Source organism: Lutibacter sp. TH_r2, from assembly GCF_033101135.1.
Taxonomy (GTDB): Bacteria; Bacteroidota; Bacteroidia; order Flavobacteriales; family Flavobacteriaceae; genus Lutibacter.
This window is the reverse complement of sequence record NZ_JAWMPV010000002.1, coordinates 27,497-50,929: the sequence shown is the minus strand read 5'-3', so window position 1 is coordinate 50,929 and position 23,433 is coordinate 27,497. Positions and strand designations below refer to the sequence as shown.

Sequence of the window (23,433 nt, the reverse complement as noted above, 5' to 3'; positions counted from 1 at the left end):
TGTTTCACCAATTAAACAAGATAGCTTACTTTTTAATAAAGATTCTCTTATAGTAAAAAAAACAGATACTTTAAAAAAAGATGAAGTTTTAAAGGCTATTGTTGAACATTCTGCGGATAGTTTAATTAGACAAGATGTTAAAAATAATAAAATCCAATTGTACAAAAATGCCAAAGTTGTTTATGACGATATTGTATTAGACGCTGGTTATATAGAAATTAATAATGAAAACAATGTTATTACTGCAAAAGGTATAAAAGATAGCATTGGTGAATATACTCAATTACCAATTTTTAAACAAGGCGGGCAAGAATCTGTTCAAGATTCATTACAATACAATTTTAAAAGTGAAAAAGCTAAAATTTGGAATTTAAAAACAGAACAAGAAGGTTTAATTATTAGAGGACAATACAGTAAAAAATATAACGATTCTATTCTATTTCTTGAAAATATAAAAATCACCTCTTCACAAAAAGAAAACCCTGATTATTATATTGCAACTAAAAGGGCTAAATTTATTAAAGATAGTAAGTTAGTTGCAGGAAGAAGTCAGCTATATATTGTAGATGTTCCAACACCTGTTGTTCTACCATTTGCCTATGTTCCTTTAACTAAAGGAAGAACTTCTGGGTTTCTAATGCCAACATGGGGAGACACAACAGAACAAGGTTATTTTTTACAAAATGGTGGTTACTATTTTGTAGTGAATGATAATTTAGACTTGGCTATTTTAGGAGATATTTACACTAATGGAAGTTGGGGTTTACGAGCTGAATCTAGTTATAAAAAACGTTACAAATCTAGTGGTAGTTTTACATTAAGTTATGAAAATTTAATTTCTAGTTTAAAAGGACTTGATGACTACGGAAAAACAACAAATTACAATATAAGGTGGAGTCATAGCCAAGATACTAAAGCTAGTCCAAACAGTAGATTTTCTGCTTCTGTGAATATGGGTAGTAGTAAATACTTTAAAGAATCTTATAACGAGTACAACAGTAATTCCTTTTTAAACAATACTTTAAGTAGTTCGGTCTCCTATTACAAAAACTTTGTTAACACACCTTTTAACGTATCTTTATCAGTTACACATTCACAAAACACTAATACTGAAGCAATTAATATGACACTTCCATCACTGCAATTAAATATGGATAGAATATATCCTTTTACTGGCAAAAATGGAGCAAAAAAGAATGCACTTCAAAAAACTGGATTAAACTATTCTTTAAAAAGTGAAAATAGAATATCAACAACTGATGATGAGTTTTTTACAAGTAAAATGTTCAGCGAGGCAAGATCTGGTGTTCAACACACTTCATCATTAAGTACAAGTATAAAAGCTTTAAATTATTTTACAATTTCTCCTAGTTTATCTTATGAAGAAGTTTGGTATTTTGATAGATTAAACAAAGAATATGACGATATTGAAAATGAAGTAGTAACTGACACTATAAGTGGTTTTAATGCTTTTAGAGAGTATTCAACTTCGGTATCACTTTCTACAACATTTTACGGAATGTATACCTTTAAAAAAGGTAAAATAGAAAAAATTAGACATACTGTTAGGCCTAGTGTTTCTTATGGTTACAGACCTGACTTTAGTTTTTATGATGAAGAATACCAACAAAGTGATGATCCAACAGATATTGCAACCTATTCACCTTTTGCAAATGGAATATATGGAAGCCCAGGTAGCGGACTCTCAAACAGTATAAGTCTTTCATTAAATAATAATATTGAAGCTAAATTGCGTAAAAAAGATTCTACATCTACCGAAGAAGCAGAAAAAATAACGCTTTTAAATAATTTAAACTTTTCAACTAGTTACAACATGGCTGCAGATTCTTTAAAATGGAGTCCTGTTAATGTAACTGCTGGAACAAATTTTTTCAACAACAAACTTTCATTAAATGCCAGAGCAACTTTAGATCCTTATGCATTAGATGCTACTGGAAATAAAATTAACACTTTTAATATTGAAAATGGTGGTAGCTTATTTAGAATAACAAGTGCAGGTTTAACAATGAATTACTCCTTATCTAGTAAAGGAAATAAAGACAATAAATCCGGCCAACAGTCTAATAGAGATGCTAATAACTCGGATGGTATATTTGGTGAGAACTTAAATGCATCTAACAGAGTTAGCAAAGATTCTAATGAAGAAGAAAGTTCCGAAACAACAGCAAAATTATTTCAATCTACCATACCATGGTCTTTAAAATTAGCCTACGCTTTAAATTATTCTAATTCTATTAGACAAAATGAAGTCACCTCACACTCCTTAATGTTTTCTGGAGATTTAGATTTAACTCCTAAATGGCAAGTAGGTTTTTCATCGGGTTACGATATAAAAGATAAAGGGTTTAGTTATACTCAATTAAGATTTTCACGGGATTTAGATAGTTGGAAGTTAAACTTTAATTGGGTACCTTTTGGAACTCGACAAACATATTATTTCTTTATAGGAATAAAATCATCTATGTTAAGTGATTTAAAATACGACAAACGTAAAGTTTCTGATAAAGTACTCTATTAATATTTTAAGGTATGAAAAAAATTATAAACACAAACAATGCTCCTGCTCCAATTGGACCCTACAATCAAGCAGTTTTAATTGAAAACACACTCTATACTTCAGGACAAATAGCTATTAATCCAAAAACTAACCAACTAGTTTCTTCATCAATAAAAAATGAAACAGAACAAGTTATGGAAAACTTAAAAGCTGTTTTAAATGAAGCAGGAATGACTTTTGAGAATGTTATAAAATCATCTATATTTATTGCAGACATGCATCAATTTAGTCAAATAAATGACGTTTATGGAAGTTATTTTAACGCTGAAACTGCGCCTGCTAGAGAAACCGTAGAAGTTGCAAATTTACCAAAGTTTGTAAACGTTGAAATTTCTATGATAGCCGTAAAATATTAAATCGATTTTATTAATAGCTCTGCAGTTGCTGGGTTTGTAGCTAATGGAATGTCATGTACATCACATAAGCGCATAAGCATTGCTATATCTGGCTCGTGAGGGTGCATTCCAAGTGGATCTCTAAAAAATAATACCATATCTGTTTTCCCTTCAGCAACTCTACCTGCAATTTGAGCATCGCCTCCATAAGGACCCGATAAATATTTAGTTACAATAAAACCTGCTTTTTCTACATGTTTTCCTGTGGTTCCAGTTGAAATTAAAGTAATATCTTTTGCTAAAATAGTTGCTTTAAAATCCATTAAAAACTGAACCATCTCTGTTTTTTTACCATCATGGGCAATTATTGCTATTTCCATAGACTAAATATATAAATTAGTTTTCTAATGAATGTGAATATTCTATTAAATCTACCAGTTTTGTTGCATAACCAAATTCATTATCGTACCAACAAATTATTTTAAAAAAGTGATTGTTTAGCTCTAAACCTGCACCAGCATCAAATACCGATGTTCTAGTTTCTGAAACAAAATCTTGAGAAACAACAGCATCTTCAGTATATCCCAAAATTCCATTTAATTCATTTTCTGAAGCTAATTTTACAACTTGTTTAATTTTACTATATGATGTGCTATTTTTAAACCTAACCGTAAGATCAATTAACGATACATCTGACACTGGAACTCTAATGGCAATTGCTTTTATTTTACCTTCCAAGGCTGGTATCACTTTAGTTAATGCTTCTGAAGCCGAAGTTGAAGTTGGAATACAATTATTTAAAGCTGCTCTTCCTCTTCTCCATTTTTTTAGTGGAGCATCTACCGTAGTTTGTCCAGAAGTTGTGCAATGAACCGTTGTTACCAATGCTTCTTCAATATTAAAATTAGTATGTAAAACCTTTGAAATTGGCGCCAAACAATTTGTTGTACATGATGCGTTAGAAAAAACCACATCTGTGCTTTTTAATTTTTGATGGTTTACTCCCATTACAAACATTGGTGCGTTTATAGATGGTGCTGAAATAACTACTTTTTTAGCTCCTCCGTTTAAATGAAGTTCAGCTTGCTCTCTTTTAGTAAATAATCCTGAAGATTCAATTACAAAATCTACGTTTGAACTTTTCCAAGGAATTTTTGATGGGTTATTTTCTGAAGTGATTTTTATGCTTTTACCGTTAACAATTAAATTGTTGTTATCCACTTCAACAGTTCCATTAAATTTACCATGAACTGAATCGAACTTTAGCAAGTACGCAATATGATCGATGTCAATAACATCATTAATTGCAACTACTTCTATGTTTTTGCGTGCACAAATTGATCGGAAAGCAATTCTACCAATTCTTCCAAATCCGTTTATTCCAACTTTAATCATTAAAGTTTTAATTGATGATATTCTTCTTGAAGTTTTTCAAAACCAATATCTAATAATTCTTTTGTATGATACTTTGCATCACTCTCTTTAGAATCTAGAATTAATTTTTTGTTGTTGTAGTATAAATTACGTTGGTAAACTTTATCTTCTTCTAATTCTCTAGATGGGAAAATTTCATAAATTTTCACACAAACTAAATCATCATTATCGTAATAAAATGCCTTTAATTTTACAAAATTATTTTCTAAAGATTCTTTCTTTTTTAGCTTTATAATTTTGTTTTTATAGAACGTTTTATTTTTTTCAGAAATATGTTTTGTAATGTGGTGAGATTTTCTAAACCATTTTAATTCATCTACACTAATACTGTCAAAATCTTTTGAAGATGCATTTATTTGATATACATAGCTATCTACACCATTTACATAATTATCTATTTTTTTTATTAATTCTGCCTTATGTTTTTCTTCGGCAGAAACATCTACAACTTCATTTTTTACTTTACATGAAACTAAAACACTAAACAATACTAAAATTAAAACTAATTTATTCATTTTTTATATAGACATAATATCACTAACTCTTAACAACTCTTTATTTATCGAATGTTTTCCTTTCACAGCTTTTTCAAGATTAGTAGTTTTAATTTTATCATTAATAATTCCAACCATTAAATTTGTTTTACCATCTAATATAAGTTCTACAGCTTTAACTCCTAATCTACTTGCTAAAACTCTATCAAAACAACTCGGAGAACCACCTCTTTGCATATGCCCTAAAACAGATACTCTAACCTCGTATTGCGGTAAATTTTCTTCAACATAATTTGCCAACTCAAAAACTGATTTACCAATTTTATCACCTTCAGCTACAACAACTATACTTGATGATTTACCTGAACGTTTACTTCTTTTTAAAGATTCTAATAATCTATCTAATCCTAAATCTTCTTCTGGAATTAAAATTTCTTCAGCACCAGAACCTACTCCAGCGTTTAAAGCAATAAATCCGGCATCTCGCCCCATTACTTCAACAAAAAATAAACGATTATGTGAACTAGCTGTATCTCTAATTTTATCAATTACTTCAACGGCTGTATTAAGTGCAGTATCATAACCAATGGTAAAGTTTGTTCCATAAATATCATTATCTATGGTTCCTGGAATACCTATACAAGGAAAGTTATATTCTTCATTAAAAACCATACCTCCAGTAAAAGTTCCATCTCCACCTATTAAAATCATTGCATCTATAGATTCTTTTAATAAGTTTTCATAAGCTTTTGCTCTACCTTCTTTAGTTCTAAAATCTTTTGAACGAGCCGACTTTAAAATTGTTCCACCTCTATTGATTGTATTGCTAACTTTTCGAGCATCAAGTGTAATAAAATCACCTTCTATTAAACCTTGATATCCTCTGTAAACTCCAACACATTCTATTTGGTAGAATGCGCATGTTCTAACAACTGCTCTAATGGCAGCATTCATTCCAGGAGCATCGCCACCAGAAGTCATTACGGCTATTTTTTTTATAGTATTTTTCATTTTATGGAAGTGCAAATTTAAAACATATTTTTTTAATTATGCTTAATTTTCTGTTTTTGATTAAGTTATAATTATTGTTACTGCAATTACTTTCCAAATTTAAATTATTTCCAAAGGTTTTTTGGATAAACTCCACTATTTTTTAACTTTTGAATTTCAGCCTGTACATAAGGTTTATCTTCTTTATAAGTTACACCAAACCAGCGAGCATTTGAAGTTAAAACTTTTAATGTTGCTGTTTTATTAGTTATTACTTCGTTTACAACTTTTGGAATAAAAAATTCGGCTTTTGGCTCTTTATAATTATGCTTTAAAAAATCTTCAAACATTGATGAAGATATTTCAAAATACTTTGGTGTAAACCCAAAACAATTCATTGAAACAATAGTTTCTTCTGAAATTGGTTCAAACTCTCCATTGTTATTTTTATAATTTAAAACTCCATTTATTTTTTCAATATGAGTTCGTTCTGTAATATCTGTTAAAAAACCTTCTCTATTTACTTTACATTCACCTCTTGAAACAAATCCGTGTTCTGAAATTGTGTTTTTTAACACATATCCCATCATATTAAAATTAGTAGAATTTTTATCTGTTTTTGCAAAAGCCTCTGCTAAACCTTGAAATGCTTCTCTTCCATAAAAATCATCGGCATTAATTACTGCAAAATTCTCTGTAACTGCATTTTTAGCCATTAATAAAGCTTGCCCTGTTCCCCAAGGTTTCTCGCGCCCATAACCTTTATATTTTTCGGGTATAGCATCTACTTCTTGAAATACATATTCTACCTCTATTTTACCTTCTAATTTAGGATTGAAAAAATTTTTAAAATCTTCTTCTATTTGTTTTCTAATAATAAACACTACTTTTCCAAAACCTGCCTGAATTGCATCGTAAATAGAAAAATCTAAAATTGTATCTCCTTCTTCTGAAAAGGTGTCTAATTGCTTCAATCCTCCGTATCTACTTCCAACTCCAGCTGCCAAAATAACCAATGTAGGTTTGTTCATAATTGTTAATTTTTAAAGTGTATAAGTTTGTTTTTATTTTTAATTGTGTCTGTTTTTTTTACTTGTAAGGAATCTTTTACTACTTTCTTTTTTAATCCTAATTTCTGTAGCAACTCCTTACCATTATCAAAATCTATTTGATAACTTAAACCAATTCCTTGTGTGTATCCTTCTTCTTCATCTGAATATTGAATTTCGTTTTGACGATTAAATGCAGATGAACGTAAAGTTCCTTCATCATTTAATAAAACTTCTACATTTACTTCTCCAATAACTGTAGATTGTTCTTTTGAACCAATGGGAACTCCTAAACTACCGTTAATTAAAATTCTATCGTTTATCTGATAATCTAGAGCTAAACTTAATTGATCGTCTATATCAATATTACTAACTGTATTTTTTTCACCAACAGTATAAACGGGTTTAAATTTAAATTTATTACTTCCTTGATTAAATATATTATCGAAAGCATTTGACAACATGTCAGATGCTGTTCCGTAAACTAACCCTGTTGTATTTACACTAAAATCGCTCTCGTTATAGAATGCTCCTGATGCTAATAATGAAACAAAATGACGTGTTTTACTATTTCCATCATTATCATCTAATTTAAATGCTAACTCTGATGCAACTGTAGAGCTTGAATTTGGAATTTCTATATCAAAAGCTCTTTGAGAGTTAAATAATTCACCTGAAAACCTTGTAATTAAATCTATTGGAATTTTTCTATTTGTAGTTATGTTTTCTAATAATGAACCTGGATTTGCTGACACTCTATACACGGCTTCAATATTTAATATTGCTGCATATGGATCTCCACTCCAAGATATACTTCCTCCTTTTCTAACACTAAATGGTTTATTTATAAATCCACCATATTTAAAACTATAAATTCCGCTATCTACAATAAAATCTCCGTACATATCAAATTTATCTTTTGTGTCTACAGAAATTTGAAGACTTCCTGTTCCATTACCTTTTAAAAAACTTCCCGTTGATTTATCTAATACCATTTCAAAAATAGCATCTTTTGTTACGTCTAAATTAAAGTTTAGTGTTAACCCTTTAAGTTTGTCAGAAATAAATGCTCGTCTAATTTTTTCGTTTTCCTCTTTATTTTTTGAGACAAACCTAACTAATTGATTTTCTTCGATAGTTTTAACATCACTAATAGGTACAACAAAGTAGGTTCCTTTATTTGTTCTACCAGTTACATCTATAACTAATTTATCTGTTGGGCCTGATAAATCTGCGTTTCCTCTTAAATATCCAGTACCGTAATACAATGAATTTTCTTGCTCTTTAGTATCTAAAACAAGTAAATTATTTGTGCTTATACTTAAATCTAAAAACCAATCTTCGAATTTATGATATCGTAAAGTTCCAGTTAAATTTCCTTTAGTATTTTCTTTAGTATCTTTTAACGTAACATCATTAAAATCGAAGGTTTGTTTGTCTAAAGTTATAATACTTGTTCCTTCCATTTCATAATCTACATTAATGTACGGGAAATATAAACCTGCTTGATCTAGGTATAAATCTCCAGTCATATCTGGATTTTCTAATAATCCTGTAAAGTTTACATTTCCATAAACATAACCTCTAATGTTAGTAAAAACATCTTCACCTAATGGGCTAAATGCATCTAATTTAAATTCTTCAAAATCTACAATTACATCTAATGTTGGTTTGTTAGGTGTAAAATCTAAATTTCCAACTGCCGAGAAAGAAATAAAATCATCTCTTTTTAATGAGGCTTTTACATCGTATTTTGTTACCGAATTTTTCCCTTCTACTAAAACTTTTAAGTCTCCTTGATGCGAATTATTAATTTTAAAGTTTGTTAATGAAAGGTTTGCAGTAGGTTTAATTTTTTTATTTAATTGGTTGTAGTTTATGTGTCCATTAATTAATCCTTCAAGTTTTAAGCTGTCAATATTTGGGGTTATTTCATCTAATTTAACATTGGTAAATTTAAAATCTAAATCTTTTGAGATAGTATCATTAATAATACCTGAAAATTCAATTTCTTGATTTTTTGAAGCAATTAAAAATGGTTCTATAGTATATTTTTTTGTTTTACTATTGTAAACTACTTTATTAAGTTTATTACTATTTGGATTAATTTTCCAGACATTATTTTTAAACGTGAAGTTAGAATTTTGCAATCCAAAAACTGATTTATTTTCTTTATTTATGGTGTGAAAAAAGGCTAAATTATAATCTTCTGTTTTTTTCTTACCTCCTCTAAATTCGGTTCTAAAATAAAGTGTATCGTTTAAGGTAATATTAACCAAATGAAATTTAGAAATATCAAACACTTCTGAATTTACACTTTCTACTGTTAATTGCGTATTAAAAAGCGGATTTTTATTATCAATTTGTAATCGAACATTATTAATTTCATTTTCAAATGCTAAAATTTGAGGTGAACGTATGTTTAGTTTAAAAACATTATCATCTGAAGTAATGCTCCCTGAAATTACTGTGTTTGAACCTAAATCTATTTTAGGATAAAAAATTTCTACAATTTTATTATAAATTTTAAATCTAAAATCTAATTCTTGCCCTGGAGTAACTTCATAAGGTTTATAATTTGTATAAATGCTTCCTATTGAGTTTTGTGTTAAATTTAATAATTCATTCATTTTAAATTTTCCACGAATTCTACCTTCAATAATTTCAGAAGAGTTTATAGTAATTGTTCTAACGCTATCTAAAAAGCTTGAAGTAACGTTAAAATCTTTAAAAAAGTAATTTCGTTTATGATTTGCAAACAAAGAGTTTTTAAAATTTACAGAACCAACAACATCATCAATTGAATTACCTTTTAAATCTATATCTATTTCTCCTTTAATATTTGCAACACTATCTCTTTCAAATACTTTAATTGCTTTTAAATTACAGTAATCTACATTTGTATTAAAATTAAAGGTATAAACATCACTTGAAAAATCAGCTAAACCTTTAAAATTCAACTTAATATTCTCATCATTTACTTCAGTATAACCGTCAAAATGTTTTTCTCTAATTACACCATTTACATCAATATCTTTATAAGTATAATTGTTATAATAAAACGTAGATATATTTCCTTTAACTTCAGAATCTAATTTGTCTAACGTAAAACCTTTACCATCTACATCGGCTATTAACGATATTTTTCCAATAGAAGGATTGTCTACAATTTCTCCTAATTCAAAATCTATAACTCTTATAGCACCAATATATGAAGCATTGTCAATATCATCTATATTGGTTAGTTTTAAATCTGAAATTGCGGTTCCTAAATCTGTTTGAATATTTAATTGGGCATCAATAAAATTAGTAGTTATATGTGTATCTCCTGAAATAGTAAACCTTCCAAATTGCTTAAATGCTGAAGGCAAAGTATTACCTAATACATTTGGTAGTAAACTTTTTAAATGAAAATAATCTGATGTTAAGTTTTGAAGATTTCCTTGCAATTCAAAACCATTCTCTGTATTAAAAGTATTTATAAAATTTAAATCTCCTTTTATAACAGCTCCTTTATCTGAATTTAGTTTTAAATCTGTAATATAAAAATCGTTTAAAACACCTTCTATTTTTGTTGTAAAATGCAGTACATCATCTTCACCTAATTCACTATAAAAATGCTTTAAATCAATAAGTGAAATATCTGCTTTTTTTACATCTGCTTGTACATATACTTTATTATTAAAGCCATAAAAATCTTCTCTGTTGTAATCAAAATCTATTTTAGCTTCTATTTTTGAAGTTTCAGTTTCTAAAATTGTATTGTAAAATTTCATAAACTGTTTTGTATACGTAAAATCAGAAATTAAACTTTTCACTTCAATTCCATGGTTCTCAACAAAAGAAACTCCTCGCAAATTAGCATAAACTTTTGGCCCTTCTAACTTAAAATCATCAATAACTCCTGTAATATTCTTGTAAAAAACAGGAGAACTTTCTTCTTCATTATCATCAATAATAAAAACATTTCCGTTTTTTAAATTCATTTTAGAAAACGTCATTAAAAAACTAGAAGGCTTTTCTGAAACAGTTCCATCATCAAATTTATCCACAAAAACAGTTAACGCATCATCTATTTCACCTTTATATGTTTTAATGTTTAATATAAAATCACTTAAACTTACGGCACCAAATTCCATTTTATTATTCAGAATGTTTCTATAACTCAATATTGAAGTTGATAAATTATCTACATAAATTAAAGAATCTTGGTGATGATCTTTTATAAAAATTTCTTTTAGCTGAACACTTCCTAAAAAGGATAAATCAACCTTTTCAACATTTATATCAACATCAAACTCTTTCTGCAAATAGATTGTTGCTCGATTTCCTAAATAAGTTTGTACGGAAGGGATAGCTAATAAAATACTAGTAACTGCTAATAATAGCAGTAGTGTAATTAAAATTCTGACTAGTATTTTTTTAAATCGTTTGATAAGCTGTAAATTTGCATTTTTTATGGCAATTATCATGCCTTTTTTTTAAATAAATAATGAATCAAAAACCAGTTTATATTTTAGGTATCGAATCATCTTGTGATGATACAAGTGCTGCTGTTTTATGCAACGGAAAAATCTTGTCTAATGTTGTTGCTAACCAAGAAATTCATGCCAAATATGGCGGTGTTGTTCCTGAATTAGCTTCTAGAGCACATCAACAAAATATTGTTCCTGTTATTCAGCAGGCAATTGAACAAGCAAATATCGACAAAAAAGACTTAAATGCCATAGCTTTTACACGCGGACCTGGATTAATGGGTTCTTTACTTGTTGGAACTTCATTTGCCAAATCTTTATCATTGGCTTTAAACATTCCTTTAATTGATGTAAACCATATGCAAGGGCATGTTTTAGCACATTTTATTATTGAAGAAGGTCAACAAAAACCTCCATTTCCATTTTTATGTTTAACCATTAGTGGCGGACACACACAAATTGTAAAAATTACTAATTATTTTGAAATGGAAGTAATTGGTGAAACTTTAGACGATGCTGTTGGTGAAGCTTTTGATAAATCTGCAAAAATTTTAGGGTTACCCTATCCTGGAGGACCTTTAATTGATAAACATGCAAAACTAGGAAATCCAAAAGCTTTTAAATTTACAAAACCACGAGTTGCAGATTTAGGTTTTAGTTTTAGTGGTTTAAAAACTGGTATTTTATATTTTATTCAAAAGCAGGTAAAAGAAAACCCAAATTTTATTGAAGAAAATTTAAATGATATTTGCGCTTCAATTCAACAAACAATTTGTGATATTTTATTTGACAAACTTAAAGCAGCTTCAAAACAAACTGGTATAAATCATATAGCAATTGCTGGTGGAGTTAGTGCAAATTCTCAAATTAGAAGCACTTTAAAATCTTTTGAAAAAACTTTAGGTTGGACCACTTATATTCCAAAATTTGAATTTACTACAGATAATGCCGCTATGATTGCTATTGTTGGATATTACAAGTATTTAGAAGGTATTTTTGCTAAAGAAAATGTGGTTGCTACAGCTCGTTTAAAAGTAAGTGAACAATAATTTATATGAATTTTAACTATTTATATTTATTCTAAATAGTATATTTGTAGCAATGAGAGAAGTAGTTTATAAAATAATAGCCTTATTTATGGTTACCATTTTAATGGTTTCTACTACTTCATTTTCATTATACAAACATTTTTGCGGAGATAGTTTGGTTAAAATTTCAAGATACGTTCAAACAGATGAATGTTGTGATGTTGAAATAAGTCACAAACCTATTTCTGAACTTAATTTTTCAGAAAAAGATTGTTGTAAAAGTGAAACTGAAACCAATGATATTTTAACCTTTGAGAGTTCAAAATCTCTTAAAATTGTAAAAAACCAACTTGTTTTTATTACTGCCTTCTATTACAGCTTTATTCAGCCTATTGAAGAAAACATTACAAAAACTAATTACTACAACAACTTTTCACCTCCCAAAATTGTATACAATAAACAAATACAATTTCAATCTTTTTTAATCTGATAACTTATTCTTTTTAAGCAACTTATAAAAGTCAATCTTATTATTGACTTATGTTTAATTTTTTTAGAATAGTTAAATGAAAAAACACATATTTTACATTCTAATACTGTTACCTTTTGCAGTATTTAGTCAACATCAAATAAAAGGAACAGTATTAGACAATTCAAACAATCCAATTTTTGGAGCGAACATTTTTTGGAAAAACACAACTATTGGAACAACTTCCAATGTAAATGGAGATTTTGAAATTCAAGCTTCAAAAAACAACAACATTTTAATTGTAAGTTATATTGGTTATCAAACTTTAGATTTTACCATTAAAAATAACAAACCTATAACTATAATTTTAACTGCTAAAAATGAATTAGAAACTATTAATATTAAAGCGCGTAAGCAAAGTTCAAGCAGACCTAGTTATGTTATTTCAAATGTTATTAATGTTAATAAAGATGAACTTCTCAAAGCGGCCTGCTGTAATTTAGCTGAAAGTTTTGAAACTAATCCGTCTATTGATGTTAATTATACCGATGCATTAACAGGAACCAAACAAATTAAAATGTTAGGTTTAACAAGTCCATACATTCAAATAGTTCAGGAGAACATTCCTAATATTCGAGGCGCAGCACAAACTTTTGGATTAACTTTTACACCTGGAACTTGGGTGGAAAGTATACAAATAACTAAAGGTGCTGGAAGTGTTATTAATGGTTATGAAAGTATTTCAGGACAAATAAATGCTGAATTAGTTAAACCTTTAACGGATGATAAGCTATTTGTAAACGCATACGGCTCAAAAAATGGACGATTAGAATTAAACACCCATTTCAATCAAAAAGTTACTAAAAAATGGAGTACTGGAGTATACTTACATGGAAACTTACGTGATAAAAAAATAGATGAAAACAACGACAATTTTTTAGATGCTCCATTAACAAAGCAAATAAATATAATGAATCGTTGGCAATATACCGATACTGAAAAAGGTTGGGTTAGTTTTATAAATTTAAGATATTTAAATGACAATAAACAATCTGGTGAAATTGATTTCGATCATAAAATTCATAAAAAAACAACTGACTCTTGGGGAAGTGAAATTGACTCTGAACGCTTTGAAACATCTGCTAAAATTGGTTACGTTTTTCCAGACATGCCTTATAAAAGTTTTGGCTTACAAATGGCTTATAGCAACCATAAACAAAATTCCTATTTTGGGCTGAAAGATTACAATATTGAGCATCAAAGTATGTATGTAAACTTCTTATTCAACTCAATTATTTCAAATACAAAAAATAAAATTAGCACTGGAATTAGCACAACTTATGATGATTATGATGAATTAATTTTAACCAATAGCTATTCTAGAAACGAAAAATCAGTTGGAGTATTTTTTGAATATAATTACGATAATTTAGAAAATTTAAGCCTGTCTGCAGGAATTAGAGTTGATCATCATAATTTATTGGAAACCTTTGTTACGCCTCGCCTACACGTAAAATACAATCCTTGGGAAGAAGGAACGCTTCGTTTATCTGCAGGAAGAGGAAAACGTAGTACTTCGATATTTGCTGAAAATCAAAAATTGTTTGGAACCAATAGAAGCATTAACATTATAAATAATAATGGTGATTTTTATGGTTTAACACCAGAAATAGCATGGAATTATGGGATTTCATTCAATCAAAAATTCAATCTATTTAATAGAAAAGGAGATATCACTTTTGATTTCTATAAAACAGATTTTGAAAATCAGATTGTGGTTGATTGGGAAAATCCTTCAGAAATTTTATTTTACAATGATAAAAACGGTGGAAAAGCAAACAGTTTTCAAGTTGAAGTAAATTACAGTCCATTTACACATTTTAATATTAGAACCGCCTATAAATATCAGGACATTACCAACAATTATATTTCAGGAGAAAAACAAGCACCTCTTCAACCTAAAAATAGATTTTTTACTAATTTATTTTTTCAAACACATCAAACAGAAAAAGGTGCTAACTGGAAATTTGACTATACGTTTAATTGGCAAAGTAAACAACGGATACCAGATACAAGTATTTATAATTCAACTTATCAATTACCTGAATATTCTGAAAGCAATTCAACCATGAATGCACAAATTACTAGAGTATTTTCACCAAGATTTGAATGGTATATTGGAGGAGAAAATATGACAAATGAAAAACAAAAGGTACCTATTTTAGGTGCTGATAATCCTTTTGGAACAAATTTTGACACAAGTTTAGTATATTCTCCAATACTTGGAGCAATGTATTATACAGGAATTAGATTTAATATTAACTAAAACTATATAAAATGAAGAAACTATTTTTAATACTAGGAATATGTTTAATTGGCATTTCAACTCAAGCACAAAAAAAGAATGCTAAAATTACTTTTGAAGTTAATGGAGTTTGCGAAATGTGTAAAGATCGCATTGAAAAAGCAACACTAAAAACAAAAGGAGTTAAATTTTGCAATTGGACTATTGATACGCATCAACTTGCTTTAATTTATGACGAAAGAAAAACCAATGTTGAAAAAATTCAAACAAATATTGCAGCGGTTGGCCATGATACTGAACAAATTAAAGCTACTGATGAAGCTTATAATAGTTTACACGGTTGTTGTAAATACGATAGAAGTAATTTTCCATTTAACCCAGAAAATAACACAAATCATTAAATACAATTTTCGTTTTTATAATTGTAAAAATATTTGATTTTTAGCTAGTTATACAAATTCTACAACTTAAACATAGCATATTTAAATAGTTAAGTTCAGTACTAATTAATCTACTTTTTTAAGTAATTTAATATATTAATTATTGCTGAACTTTATTTACAAAAGATTGTAGATCCTTACCAGTTGGCTCTTCAAAAACTTCTAAATCAAAATAAGGTATTGAAGCAATAATATGATCAAAAATATCTGCCATAATAGCTTCATAATTAGCCCATTGTTTATTACTGCTAAAACAATAAATTTCTAAAGGAATTCCTTTTGAAGTTGGTGCTAATTGCCGTACCATAGAAAACAACTCTTTACTAACAGAAATGTTTTGTTCTAAATAAGCATCTAAATATTTTCTAAAAACACCAAAGTTGGTTAAATTAACTCCGTTTATTAAAACAGATTTGTCTGCACCTATTTTTTTATTATACTCATTAATTTCATTTATTTTAAACTCAAGATATTCAGTTACTAAATGTATTTTTTTTAAGTTTTCAATTTCTTCTTGAGTTAAAAATTTTATAGAAGACTGTTTAATTAATATCGCTCGTTTTATTCTTCTTCCTCCAGATTCTTCCATTCCTCTCCAATTTTGAAAAGAATCTGAAATTAAGCTATACGTTGGTATGGTAGTAAATGTATTGTCCCAATTTTGTACACGAACCGATGCTAAATTAATATCCGTAACTGTACCATCTGCACCAAATTTAGCATAAACAATCCAATCTCCAATTCTAACAATATCATTAACAGAAACCTGAATTGAAGCAACAAAGCCTAAAATAGTATCTTTAAAAATTAACAATACTACTGCAGAAGCTGCTCCTAATGTTGCAAAACTTAAAACATCTTTTCCTGTTAACTGATAAATAATAAAAAAAATGGCTGTTCCCCATAAAAAAATCATTAAAACCTGTACATAACTTTCTAACGGCTTGTCTTTATACTGTTCTTTTGTTCTTAAATATCTTTTAGTAGATCTTAAAAAACTTCTTACAATTTTTACAAGTAAAATAACTGAATAAATATTAATAAGTCCATTAAAAACTTTAAATAGCAGTGGAAAATCCTTTAAAACTAATGGTATCATTAGCTTTAATAGCACTAAAGGTATTATATGTGCAAAATATCTAGAAAACTTACTTTGCACCAAAAAATCATCAAATGTAGTTGTTGTTTTCACTGAAAATAAAGCAAATAATTTTATTATTATTTTTCGTAAAACACGATCAATAGCATAAACTACAACTATTATTAAAAATAAAACAATTACCAAATTAATTATCTCTGCCCAATTTTCAGCAACACCGTTAGTAATTAAAAATTTTTTAATAAAATTCACATAGTCTATAATAATTTGATACTCACTCATTATCTAGTTTATTAATGCACAAATTTAACAGTAATTATGTTTAATTAAATAATTTAATTGATAAAAAAAAGAGGCTTTATATAAAGCCTCTTTTTTAAAATATTTTGTTCTAAATTAAAAACTTGCATTTACATCCCAAGCTTCTAAAATATCTTTCACTGTTTTAATAAACATTCCTCCAAGAGCTCCATTTACAACTCTATGGTCATAAGAATGTGATATAAACATTTTATGACGAATACCAATAAAATCTCCTTCTGAAGTTTCAATAACTGCAGGTACTTTTCTAACCGCACCTAGAGCTAAAATTGCTACTTGTGGTTGATTGATTATTGGAGTTCCAAATACACTTCCAAAACCTCCAACATTGGTCACCGTATAAGTTCCTCCTTGAATTTCATCAGGTTGCAATTGGTTATTTCTAGCTCTTAAAGCTAAATCATTCACAGCTTTAGTCATTCCTGTTAAGTTCAACAAATCAGCATTTTTTATAACTGGAACTATTAGATTTCCATCAGGTAAAGCAGCAGCCATACCTAAATTTATAGCTTTCTTTTTAATAATTTTATTACCATCAACAGCAATATTAATCATTGGATATTGCTTAATAGCTTGTGCAATTGCTTGCATAAATATAGGTGTAAAAGTTATTTTTTCACTTTCACGTGCAAAAAACTCATCTTTTACTTTTTCTCTCCACTTTACAATATTAGTTACATCAACTTCAATAAAAGATTGGACATGTGCCGAAGTTTGTTTTGAAGCAACCATGTGTTCTGAAACCAACTTACCCATTCTAGTCATTTCAATAATTTCATCTTCACCATTCACTGAAACTGGAATAGATGGTTTTACTGTTGCCTTTTTAGGTTGAGTAATTTTTTCTACTTGCTGTACTTTAGATGCCTCTTTCTTTTTTGGTTGGCCCAACTTTTCACCATTTTCTATATATGCTAAAATATCGTTTTTAGTAACTCTATTTTCGCTACCTGTACCAACAATAGCTTCTAATTCATCCATTGTAATTCCTTCTTCTTTAGCTATGTTTCTAACTAACGGTGAAAAGAATTTACCTGAAGGTGAATTTTTAGCTATTTCAGGTGTATCAATTAAATTATTTACTTCAGATTCTAAAGTTTCAATTTCTTCAGGAATTTCTTCAGGAATTTCTTCAATTTCTTCTTCTAAAGTAGTTTTAACCTCAACATCGCTATCTGTTTCAATAATTGCAATTGTAGCTCCAACATTTACAACATCATCAACATTAAAAAGTATTTCTACAACTTTACCTGAAACTTCACAAGGAACTTCAGAATCTACTTTATCTGTTGCAATTTCAACAATAGCTTCATCTTCCTCAATAGTTTCTCCAACAGATTTTAACCACGTTGTAATTGTTGCTTCTGCAACACTTTCACCCATTTTAGGAAGTTTTACTTCGAATTTTGCCATAATTGAACTTTTTTTAAGTGCTGCAAATTTACAAAAAGTATTGACTTTATAGTGTTTCTAAATAATTAAGATTAAAAATATGAAATTGAATTATTTGTAAAAATAACCTACAAATAATTTAATTTTTATAGTAAATTCAAAGAATTAATCCTTTCATAATTTAATTCAAAATTATATTGTCATAGAAAAAACACGAGTTTCAGGTTTATTTTCAATCAAACGTAAATCAAATGCCATACAAATATTACGTACAAACATTCTACCTTCTTCTTTTACAATAAGTTTATTTTCAGAAACTTCCAACAAACCATCATCAATAATTTCTTGCAGTCTTTCAATAATTTCAGCCTTTATTTTAGCATCTAAACCAACATTCCACTCCGTTTCCAAATTACACATTATGTTTAAAATGTGCTTACGAATAATTAAATCTTGGTCTGTTAATAAATGACCTCTAAAAATTGGAATTATTCCATTGTTTACTTTTTCAGTATACGCTTCTACTGTTTTTTCGTTTTGTGCAAATGCATACCAAGAGTCACTAATTGAAGACATTCCTAAACCAATCATTAATTCAGTTTTACCAGCTGTATAACCCATAAAGTTTCTATGTAACTTTTTAGAATCCATAGCTTTACATAATGAGTCGGTTGGTAATGCAAAATGGTCCATTCCAACCTCAACATAACCGTTATCAAAAAACAGTTGCTTTCCTAATTCGTATAAATAGCGCTTTTCTTCATCTTTTGGTAAATCATTTTCATCAAAACCTCGTTGCCCAACACCTTTAATCCAAGGTACGTGTGCATAACTGTAATAAGCTATACGGTCTGGTTTTAATTCAATGGTATTTTTTATAGTATTTCTAATACTTTCTTCAGTTTGAAAAGGAAGACCGAAAATTAAATCGTGGCTTATTGATGTATAACCAATTTCTCTAGATAAATCGTTTACACGCTTCACTTGTTCAAAACTTTGAATTCTATGAATTGCTTTCTGAACAATAGGATCATAATCTTGAATTCCAAAGCTATTACGTCTAGAACCTAAATCAAATAAAGTTTGTAATTGTTCTTTTGAAGTATGGTTTGGATGACCTTCGTAACTAAAATCAAAAGTTTCAAATTTATCTGCTCTTTTAAAAATTCCGTTAATTAATTTTTTTAAATTTTCAGAAGAAAAAAATGTTGGAGTTCCACCACCTAAATGAATTTCTCTAATTTTTGGTCTTTCAACCAATAAATCACAATATAAATCCCACTCTTTTAAAACTGTTTCTAAATATGGTTGCTCTACTTCATGACGCTTTGTAATTTTTTTATGACACGCACAAAACGTACATAAACTTTCACAAAATGGTAAGTGAATGTATAAACTAATTCCCTCAACATCATTACTTTCATCAAACGATTTTTTAACCGTTTTTTCCCAATCTTGTTGAGCAATTCCTTCTTTATCCCAAAATGGTACGGTTGGATAACTAGTATATCTTGGACCTGGAATGTTATATTTTTGAATTAAATTCTTCATAATTAGTAGTGAGTAGTGAGAAGTTAGTTGTGAGCTTTTTCTCAATTCTATTATCTAGTTATTGTACTCTTTAACCGCATCAATAAATGCTTTTGCATTATCTAAAGGTATGTGCGGTAAAATACCGTGACCTAGATTTACAATGTATTTATCCTTCCCAAATTCATCAATCATTTCTTTCACCATTGTTTTAATAACTTTTGGTGGCGATAATAAACGAACTGGATCAAAGTTACCTTGTAAGGTTATTTTATTTCCTGTTAATTTTCTAGCAACTTTTGGAGAAACTGTCCAATCTACACCTAGAGCAGATGCATTAGAATTTGCCATATCTTCTAAAGCAAACCAACATCCTTTTCCAAAGGCAATTACTGGAGCATCATCTTTTAAAGCTTCAATAATTTGGTTTATGTATTTCCAAGAAAATTCTTGATAATCTACTGGAGATAACATTCCTCCCCAAGAATCAAAAATTTGAACAGCATTAACACCAGCTTTTACTTTTTCTTTTAAATAAGCAATAGTGGTATCTGTTATTTTTTGAAGTAAAGTATGTGCTGCAACTGGTTGGGTAAAACAAAATTCCTTTGCTTTATCGAAGTTTTTTGAACCTTGCCCTTGCACACAATAACATAAAATTGTCCAAGGTGAACCCGCAAAACCAATTAATGGAATTTCATCGTTCAATAGTTCTTTGGTAGCTTTAATTGCCTCCATAACATAACCCAAAGTTTCATCAATATCGGGTACAATTACATTGTCTACATCTTTTTGAGAACGAATAGGATTTGGTAACCACGGTCCAACATTAGGTTTCATTTCAACCTCAATATTCATTGCTTGTGGAATTACCAAAATATCAGAAAATAAAATAGCTGCATCCATTCCGTATCTACGAATTGGTTGCACCGTAATTTCTGAAGCTAATTCTGGAGTTCTACAACGTGTAAAAAAGTCATATTTTTCACGAATTGCAATAAATTCTGGTAAATATCTACCTGCTTGACGCATCATCCATACTGGAGGTCGCTCAACAGTTTCGCCTTTTAAAGCTCTTAAAAATAAGTCGTTTTTTATCATTGATTTTTTAGTTGTTTGTTATTGGTTGTTAGTTGATTGTTTTAACTTAAAACTAAACACTAACAACTAATTATTTCATTTTCCCTACAGATTCCATAGCTATATAAATAGCTTTCTTCACCTTTAAAATATCTTTTTTAGTCATTGCTGAAGCTAAAAACCAAGATTCAAATTGTGATGGAGGTAAAAACACTCCATTTTCCATCATTCTCCAGAAAAACTCTTTAAATTTATTTGTGTCACTAGTTTGAGCAGATTTAAAATCAGTAACTTCTTCTTTTGTAAAGAAGGCATTAATCATAGATCCAAATCTGTTTACTTGTACACCTACTCCATTTTCTTTTGCAGCTAATTTTATATGTTTTTCTAAAAATCTTGCAGTTTTATTAAATGCTGGGTAAATATCTAATTTCTTTAACTCTGTTAATGTAGCAATACCCGAAGCCATAGCTATTGGATTTCCAGATAATGTACCTGCTTGATATACATCTCCTAAAGGTGAAACCATTTCCATAATTTCATTTCTTGCTCCATAAGCTCCAACAGGAAAACCTCCACCAATTACTTTTCCTAAACACGTAATATCAGCTTCAATACCTAGTAATTCTTGTGCTCCACCAAATTTAGAACGGAAACCAGTCATTACCTCATCAGCAATTAATAATATATCATTTGCTTTGGTTAACTCAACCAAATCTTGAATAAAATCTCTAGTTGGTTGCACAACTCCCATATTACCTGCAATTGGCTCAATAATTACGGCTGCAATATCTTTATTCATATTCATGTGCTTTTCAACACTATCAATATTATTAAACTCTGCAATTAATGTGTTTTTTACAGCATCTTCTGGTACACCTTTACTTCCTGGTAAACTTAAAGTTGCTAAACCAGAACCTGCAGCTACTAATAACGAATCTGAATGGCCGTGATAACAACCTGAAAACTTAATAATTTTATCTTTTCCTGTATAAGCTCTTGCTAAACGAATAGCGCTTAAAACAGCTTCTGTTCCTGAATTTACAAAACGAATTTTATCCATTCCAGGAAAAGCATCACAAACTATTTTTGCTAAATCTATCTCTCCTTTAGTTGAAGCTCCAAACGTATAACCTCTTTTTAATTGTTTTTCAATTGCAGATTCTACCTTACGGTGACGATGACCTAAAATCATTGGGCCATAAGATAAAACAAAATCTATATACTCATTTCCATCAACATCGTAAATTTTGCTTCCTTTTGCTTTTTCAATAAAAATTGGAACTCCTCCAACCGATTTAAAAGCACGAACAGGTGAATTCACAGCACCTACTAAGTTTCTTTTTCCTTTTGTGTAAAGTTCTATGGATTTTTCTAATTTCATTTTCTTTAGTTTTAGATTGCCACGTCACTACGTTCATCGCAATGACAACTACTATTTACTTTCTCAATATTTTTGCTACTTCTTTTGCAAAATAAGTAATAATAATATCTGCTCCTGCTCGCTTCATAGAAAGTAAACTTTCCATCATTACACGCTCTCCATCAATCCAACCTTTTTCAGCCGCAGCTTTAATCATTGCATATTCACCACTAACATTGTAACAAGCAATTGGTCTGTCAAAATTATTTTTCAAATCTCTAATAATATCTAGATAAGAAAGTGCTGGTTTTACCATTAAAATATCAGCTCCTTCTTGATCATCAAAAGTTGCTTCGCGCATTCCTTCATCTCTATTTGAAGGATCCATTTGATAGGTTCTTCTATCTCCAAAAGTTGGAGCAGAATCTGCTGCATCTCTAAATGGTCCGTAAAATGCTGAAGAATATTTTACAGCGTAAGACATAATTGGCAAGTTTGGAAAACCTGTATTATCTAATGCTTCACGTATGGTTTGAATCATTCCATCCATCATTCCTGAAGGCGCAACCATATCTACACCAGCTTTTGCATGTGAAATAACTTGCTTTGCTATGTTTACTAAAGTAGCATCATTATCAACATCATTATCGTGAATAATACCACAATGTCCGTGACTTGTATATTCACAAAAACAAACATCAGTAATTACATATAAACCTGGATAATTTTTTTTAATGAAACGAACAGCTTGTTGCATAATTCCATTATCATTCCAAGTTTCAGAACCCGTATCATCTTTTTCAGTTGGAATTCCAAACAAGATTACTGCTGGAATATCTAAAGCGACAACTTCATCTAATTCTTTTGAAATTTTATCTAATGAAAAACGCTTAATACCAGGCATTGAAACAATTTCGGTTTCAATATTTTCTCCTTCTTCTATAAATAGAGGATAAATTAAATCGTCAACAGTTAATTTATTTTCACGAACTAACCTACGAATGTTTTCAGTTTTACGTAATCTTCTGGTTCTGTTTAACATCTTTTAAAA

18 protein-coding genes are annotated in these 23,433 nt (G+C 29.1%); 6 read left to right on the top strand and 12 right to left on the bottom strand.

Annotated features, from left to right (window positions below):
• Positions 1–157 precede the first annotated feature (157 nt).
• Entirely contained in the window at positions 158–2,539 is a 2,382-nt protein-coding gene (locus R3X25_RS07595; RefSeq protein WP_317673520.1) for a putative LPS assembly protein LptD, read from the top strand.
• 11 nt (positions 2,540–2,550) lie between these two features.
• Positions 2,551–2,934 (top strand): Rid family detoxifying hydrolase, encoded by a 384-nt coding sequence (locus R3X25_RS07590; RefSeq protein ID WP_317673518.1) that lies wholly within the window; start codon positions 2,551–2,553, stop codon positions 2,932–2,934.
• Here the strand turns inward: R3X25_RS07590 and R3X25_RS07585 are convergent.
• The 6 genes from R3X25_RS07585 to R3X25_RS07560 form a co-directional block, all read right to left on the bottom strand.
• Complete coding sequence (locus R3X25_RS07585; protein WP_317673516.1) at positions 2,931–3,293, bottom strand: methylglyoxal synthase; 363 nt, start codon at positions 3,291–3,293, stop codon at positions 2,931–2,933. The two genes, R3X25_RS07590 and R3X25_RS07585, sit on opposite strands and share 4 nt — an antisense overlap.
• A 16-nt stretch (positions 3,294–3,309) precedes the next feature.
• On the bottom strand, positions 3,310–4,308 hold the full coding sequence (gene gap, locus R3X25_RS07580; RefSeq protein ID WP_317673514.1) for a type I glyceraldehyde-3-phosphate dehydrogenase: 999 nt from the start codon (positions 4,306–4,308) through the stop codon (positions 3,310–3,312).
• Positions 4,308–4,862, bottom strand: a complete 555-nt coding sequence (locus R3X25_RS07575) for a hypothetical protein (RefSeq protein ID WP_317673512.1) — start codon at positions 4,860–4,862, stop codon at positions 4,308–4,310. Before R3X25_RS07575 ends, gap begins: the two co-directional genes overlap by 1 nt.
• Before the next feature lie 3 nt (positions 4,863–4,865).
• Complete coding sequence (gene pfkA, locus R3X25_RS07570) at positions 4,866–5,852, bottom strand: 6-phosphofructokinase (protein ID WP_317673510.1); 987 nt, start codon at positions 5,850–5,852, stop codon at positions 4,866–4,868.
• Between the two features lie 104 nt (positions 5,853–5,956).
• Positions 5,957–6,862 (bottom strand): NDP-sugar synthase, encoded by a 906-nt coding sequence (locus tag R3X25_RS07565; RefSeq protein ID WP_317673508.1) that lies wholly within the window; start codon positions 6,860–6,862, stop codon positions 5,957–5,959.
• Between the two features lie 5 nt (positions 6,863–6,867).
• Entirely contained in the window at positions 6,868–11,352 is a 4,485-nt protein-coding gene (locus tag R3X25_RS07560; protein ID WP_317673506.1) for a translocation/assembly module TamB domain-containing protein, read from the bottom strand.
• Positions 11,353–11,372: 20 nt separating this feature from the next.
• Here R3X25_RS07560 and tsaD point away from each other — a divergent pair, with 20 nt between their 5' ends.
• From tsaD to R3X25_RS07540, 4 genes are all read left to right on the top strand, one after another.
• Complete coding sequence (gene tsaD, locus R3X25_RS07555) at positions 11,373–12,404, top strand: tRNA (adenosine(37)-N6)-threonylcarbamoyltransferase complex transferase subunit TsaD (RefSeq protein ID WP_317673504.1); 1,032 nt, start codon at positions 11,373–11,375, stop codon at positions 12,402–12,404.
• A gap of 52 nt (positions 12,405–12,456) precedes the next feature.
• Complete coding sequence (locus R3X25_RS07550; RefSeq protein ID WP_317673502.1) at positions 12,457–12,873, top strand: HYC_CC_PP family protein; 417 nt, start codon at positions 12,457–12,459, stop codon at positions 12,871–12,873.
• 76 nt (positions 12,874–12,949) lie between these two features.
• Positions 12,950–15,178 carry a TonB-dependent receptor gene (locus R3X25_RS07545; RefSeq protein WP_317673500.1) on the top strand — a complete coding sequence of 743 codons (2,229 nt, stop codon included), beginning with the start codon at positions 12,950–12,952 and terminating at the stop codon, positions 15,176–15,178.
• 11 nt (positions 15,179–15,189) lie between these two features.
• Entirely contained in the window at positions 15,190–15,558 is a 369-nt protein-coding gene (locus tag R3X25_RS07540) for a heavy-metal-associated domain-containing protein (protein WP_317673499.1), read from the top strand.
• 139 nt (positions 15,559–15,697) lie between these two features.
• Here the strand turns inward: R3X25_RS07540 and R3X25_RS07535 are convergent, their stop codons facing one another.
• The 6 genes from R3X25_RS07535 to hemB all read right to left on the bottom strand — a co-directional run bounded on the left by R3X25_RS07535 (position 15,698) and on the right by hemB (position 23,424).
• Positions 15,698–16,978 carry a mechanosensitive ion channel family protein gene (locus R3X25_RS07535; RefSeq protein ID WP_317673497.1) on the bottom strand — a complete coding sequence of 427 codons (1,281 nt, stop codon included), beginning with the start codon at positions 16,976–16,978 and terminating at the stop codon, positions 15,698–15,700.
• Positions 16,979–17,092: 114 nt separating this feature from the next.
• Entirely contained in the window at positions 17,093–18,430 is a 1,338-nt protein-coding gene (locus tag R3X25_RS07530; RefSeq protein ID WP_317673495.1) for a dihydrolipoamide acetyltransferase family protein, read from the bottom strand.
• Between the two features lie 171 nt (positions 18,431–18,601).
• Positions 18,602–19,960 (bottom strand): oxygen-independent coproporphyrinogen III oxidase, encoded by a 1,359-nt coding sequence (hemN, locus tag R3X25_RS07525; protein WP_317673493.1) that lies wholly within the window; start codon positions 19,958–19,960, stop codon positions 18,602–18,604.
• A gap of 54 nt (positions 19,961–20,014) precedes the next feature.
• Positions 20,015–21,040, bottom strand: a complete 1,026-nt coding sequence (gene hemE, locus R3X25_RS07520) for a uroporphyrinogen decarboxylase (RefSeq protein ID WP_317673491.1) — start codon at positions 21,038–21,040, stop codon at positions 20,015–20,017.
• 70 nt (positions 21,041–21,110) lie between these two features.
• Positions 21,111–22,403 carry a glutamate-1-semialdehyde 2,1-aminomutase gene (hemL, locus tag R3X25_RS07515; RefSeq protein ID WP_317673489.1) on the bottom strand — a complete coding sequence of 431 codons (1,293 nt, stop codon included), beginning with the start codon at positions 22,401–22,403 and terminating at the stop codon, positions 21,111–21,113.
• Between the two features lie 55 nt (positions 22,404–22,458).
• The gene (gene hemB, locus R3X25_RS07510; protein ID WP_317673487.1) at positions 22,459–23,424 is read right to left on the bottom strand and encodes a porphobilinogen synthase; all 966 of its coding nucleotides are present in this window, start codon (positions 23,422–23,424) and stop codon (positions 22,459–22,461) included.
• Positions 23,425–23,433 lie beyond the last annotated feature (9 nt).

Bases quoted from the DNA above. Each gene is read 5' to 3' on its own strand.
- R3X25_RS07590 (WP_317673518.1), top strand. From the start codon at position 2,551: ATGAAAAAAATTATAAACACAAACAATGCTCCTGCTCCAATTGGACCC.
- R3X25_RS07585 (WP_317673516.1), bottom strand. From the start codon at position 3,293: ATGGAAATAGCAATAATTGCCCATGATGGTAAAAAAACAGAGATGGTT.
- gap (WP_317673514.1), bottom strand. From the start codon at position 4,308: ATGATTAAAGTTGGAATAAACGGATTTGGAAGAATTGGTAGAATTGCT.
- R3X25_RS07575 (WP_317673512.1), bottom strand. From the start codon at position 4,862: ATGAATAAATTAGTTTTAATTTTAGTATTGTTTAGTGTTTTAGTTTCA.
- pfkA (WP_317673510.1), bottom strand. From the start codon at position 5,852: ATGAAAAATACTATAAAAAAAATAGCCGTAATGACTTCTGGTGGCGAT.
- R3X25_RS07565 (WP_317673508.1), bottom strand. From the start codon at position 6,862: ATGAACAAACCTACATTGGTTATTTTGGCAGCTGGAGTTGGAAGTAGA.
- R3X25_RS07560 (WP_317673506.1), bottom strand. From the start codon at position 11,352: ATGATAATTGCCATAAAAAATGCAAATTTACAGCTTATCAAACGATTT.
- tsaD (WP_317673504.1), top strand. From the start codon at position 11,373: ATGAATCAAAAACCAGTTTATATTTTAGGTATCGAATCATCTTGTGAT.
- R3X25_RS07550 (WP_317673502.1), top strand. From the start codon at position 12,457: ATGAGAGAAGTAGTTTATAAAATAATAGCCTTATTTATGGTTACCATT.
- R3X25_RS07545 (WP_317673500.1), top strand. From the start codon at position 12,950: ATGAAAAAACACATATTTTACATTCTAATACTGTTACCTTTTGCAGTA.
- R3X25_RS07540 (WP_317673499.1), top strand. From the start codon at position 15,190: ATGAAGAAACTATTTTTAATACTAGGAATATGTTTAATTGGCATTTCA.
- R3X25_RS07535 (WP_317673497.1), bottom strand. From the start codon at position 16,978: ATGAGTGAGTATCAAATTATTATAGACTATGTGAATTTTATTAAAAAA.
- R3X25_RS07530 (WP_317673495.1), bottom strand. From the start codon at position 18,430: ATGGCAAAATTCGAAGTAAAACTTCCTAAAATGGGTGAAAGTGTTGCA.
- hemN (WP_317673493.1), bottom strand. From the start codon at position 19,960: ATGAAGAATTTAATTCAAAAATATAACATTCCAGGTCCAAGATATACT.
- hemE (WP_317673491.1), bottom strand. From the start codon at position 21,040: ATGATAAAAAACGACTTATTTTTAAGAGCTTTAAAAGGCGAAACTGTT.
- hemL (WP_317673489.1), bottom strand. From the start codon at position 22,403: ATGAAATTAGAAAAATCCATAGAACTTTACACAAAAGGAAAAAGAAAC.
- hemB (WP_317673487.1), bottom strand. From the start codon at position 23,424: ATGTTAAACAGAACCAGAAGATTACGTAAAACTGAAAACATTCGTAGG.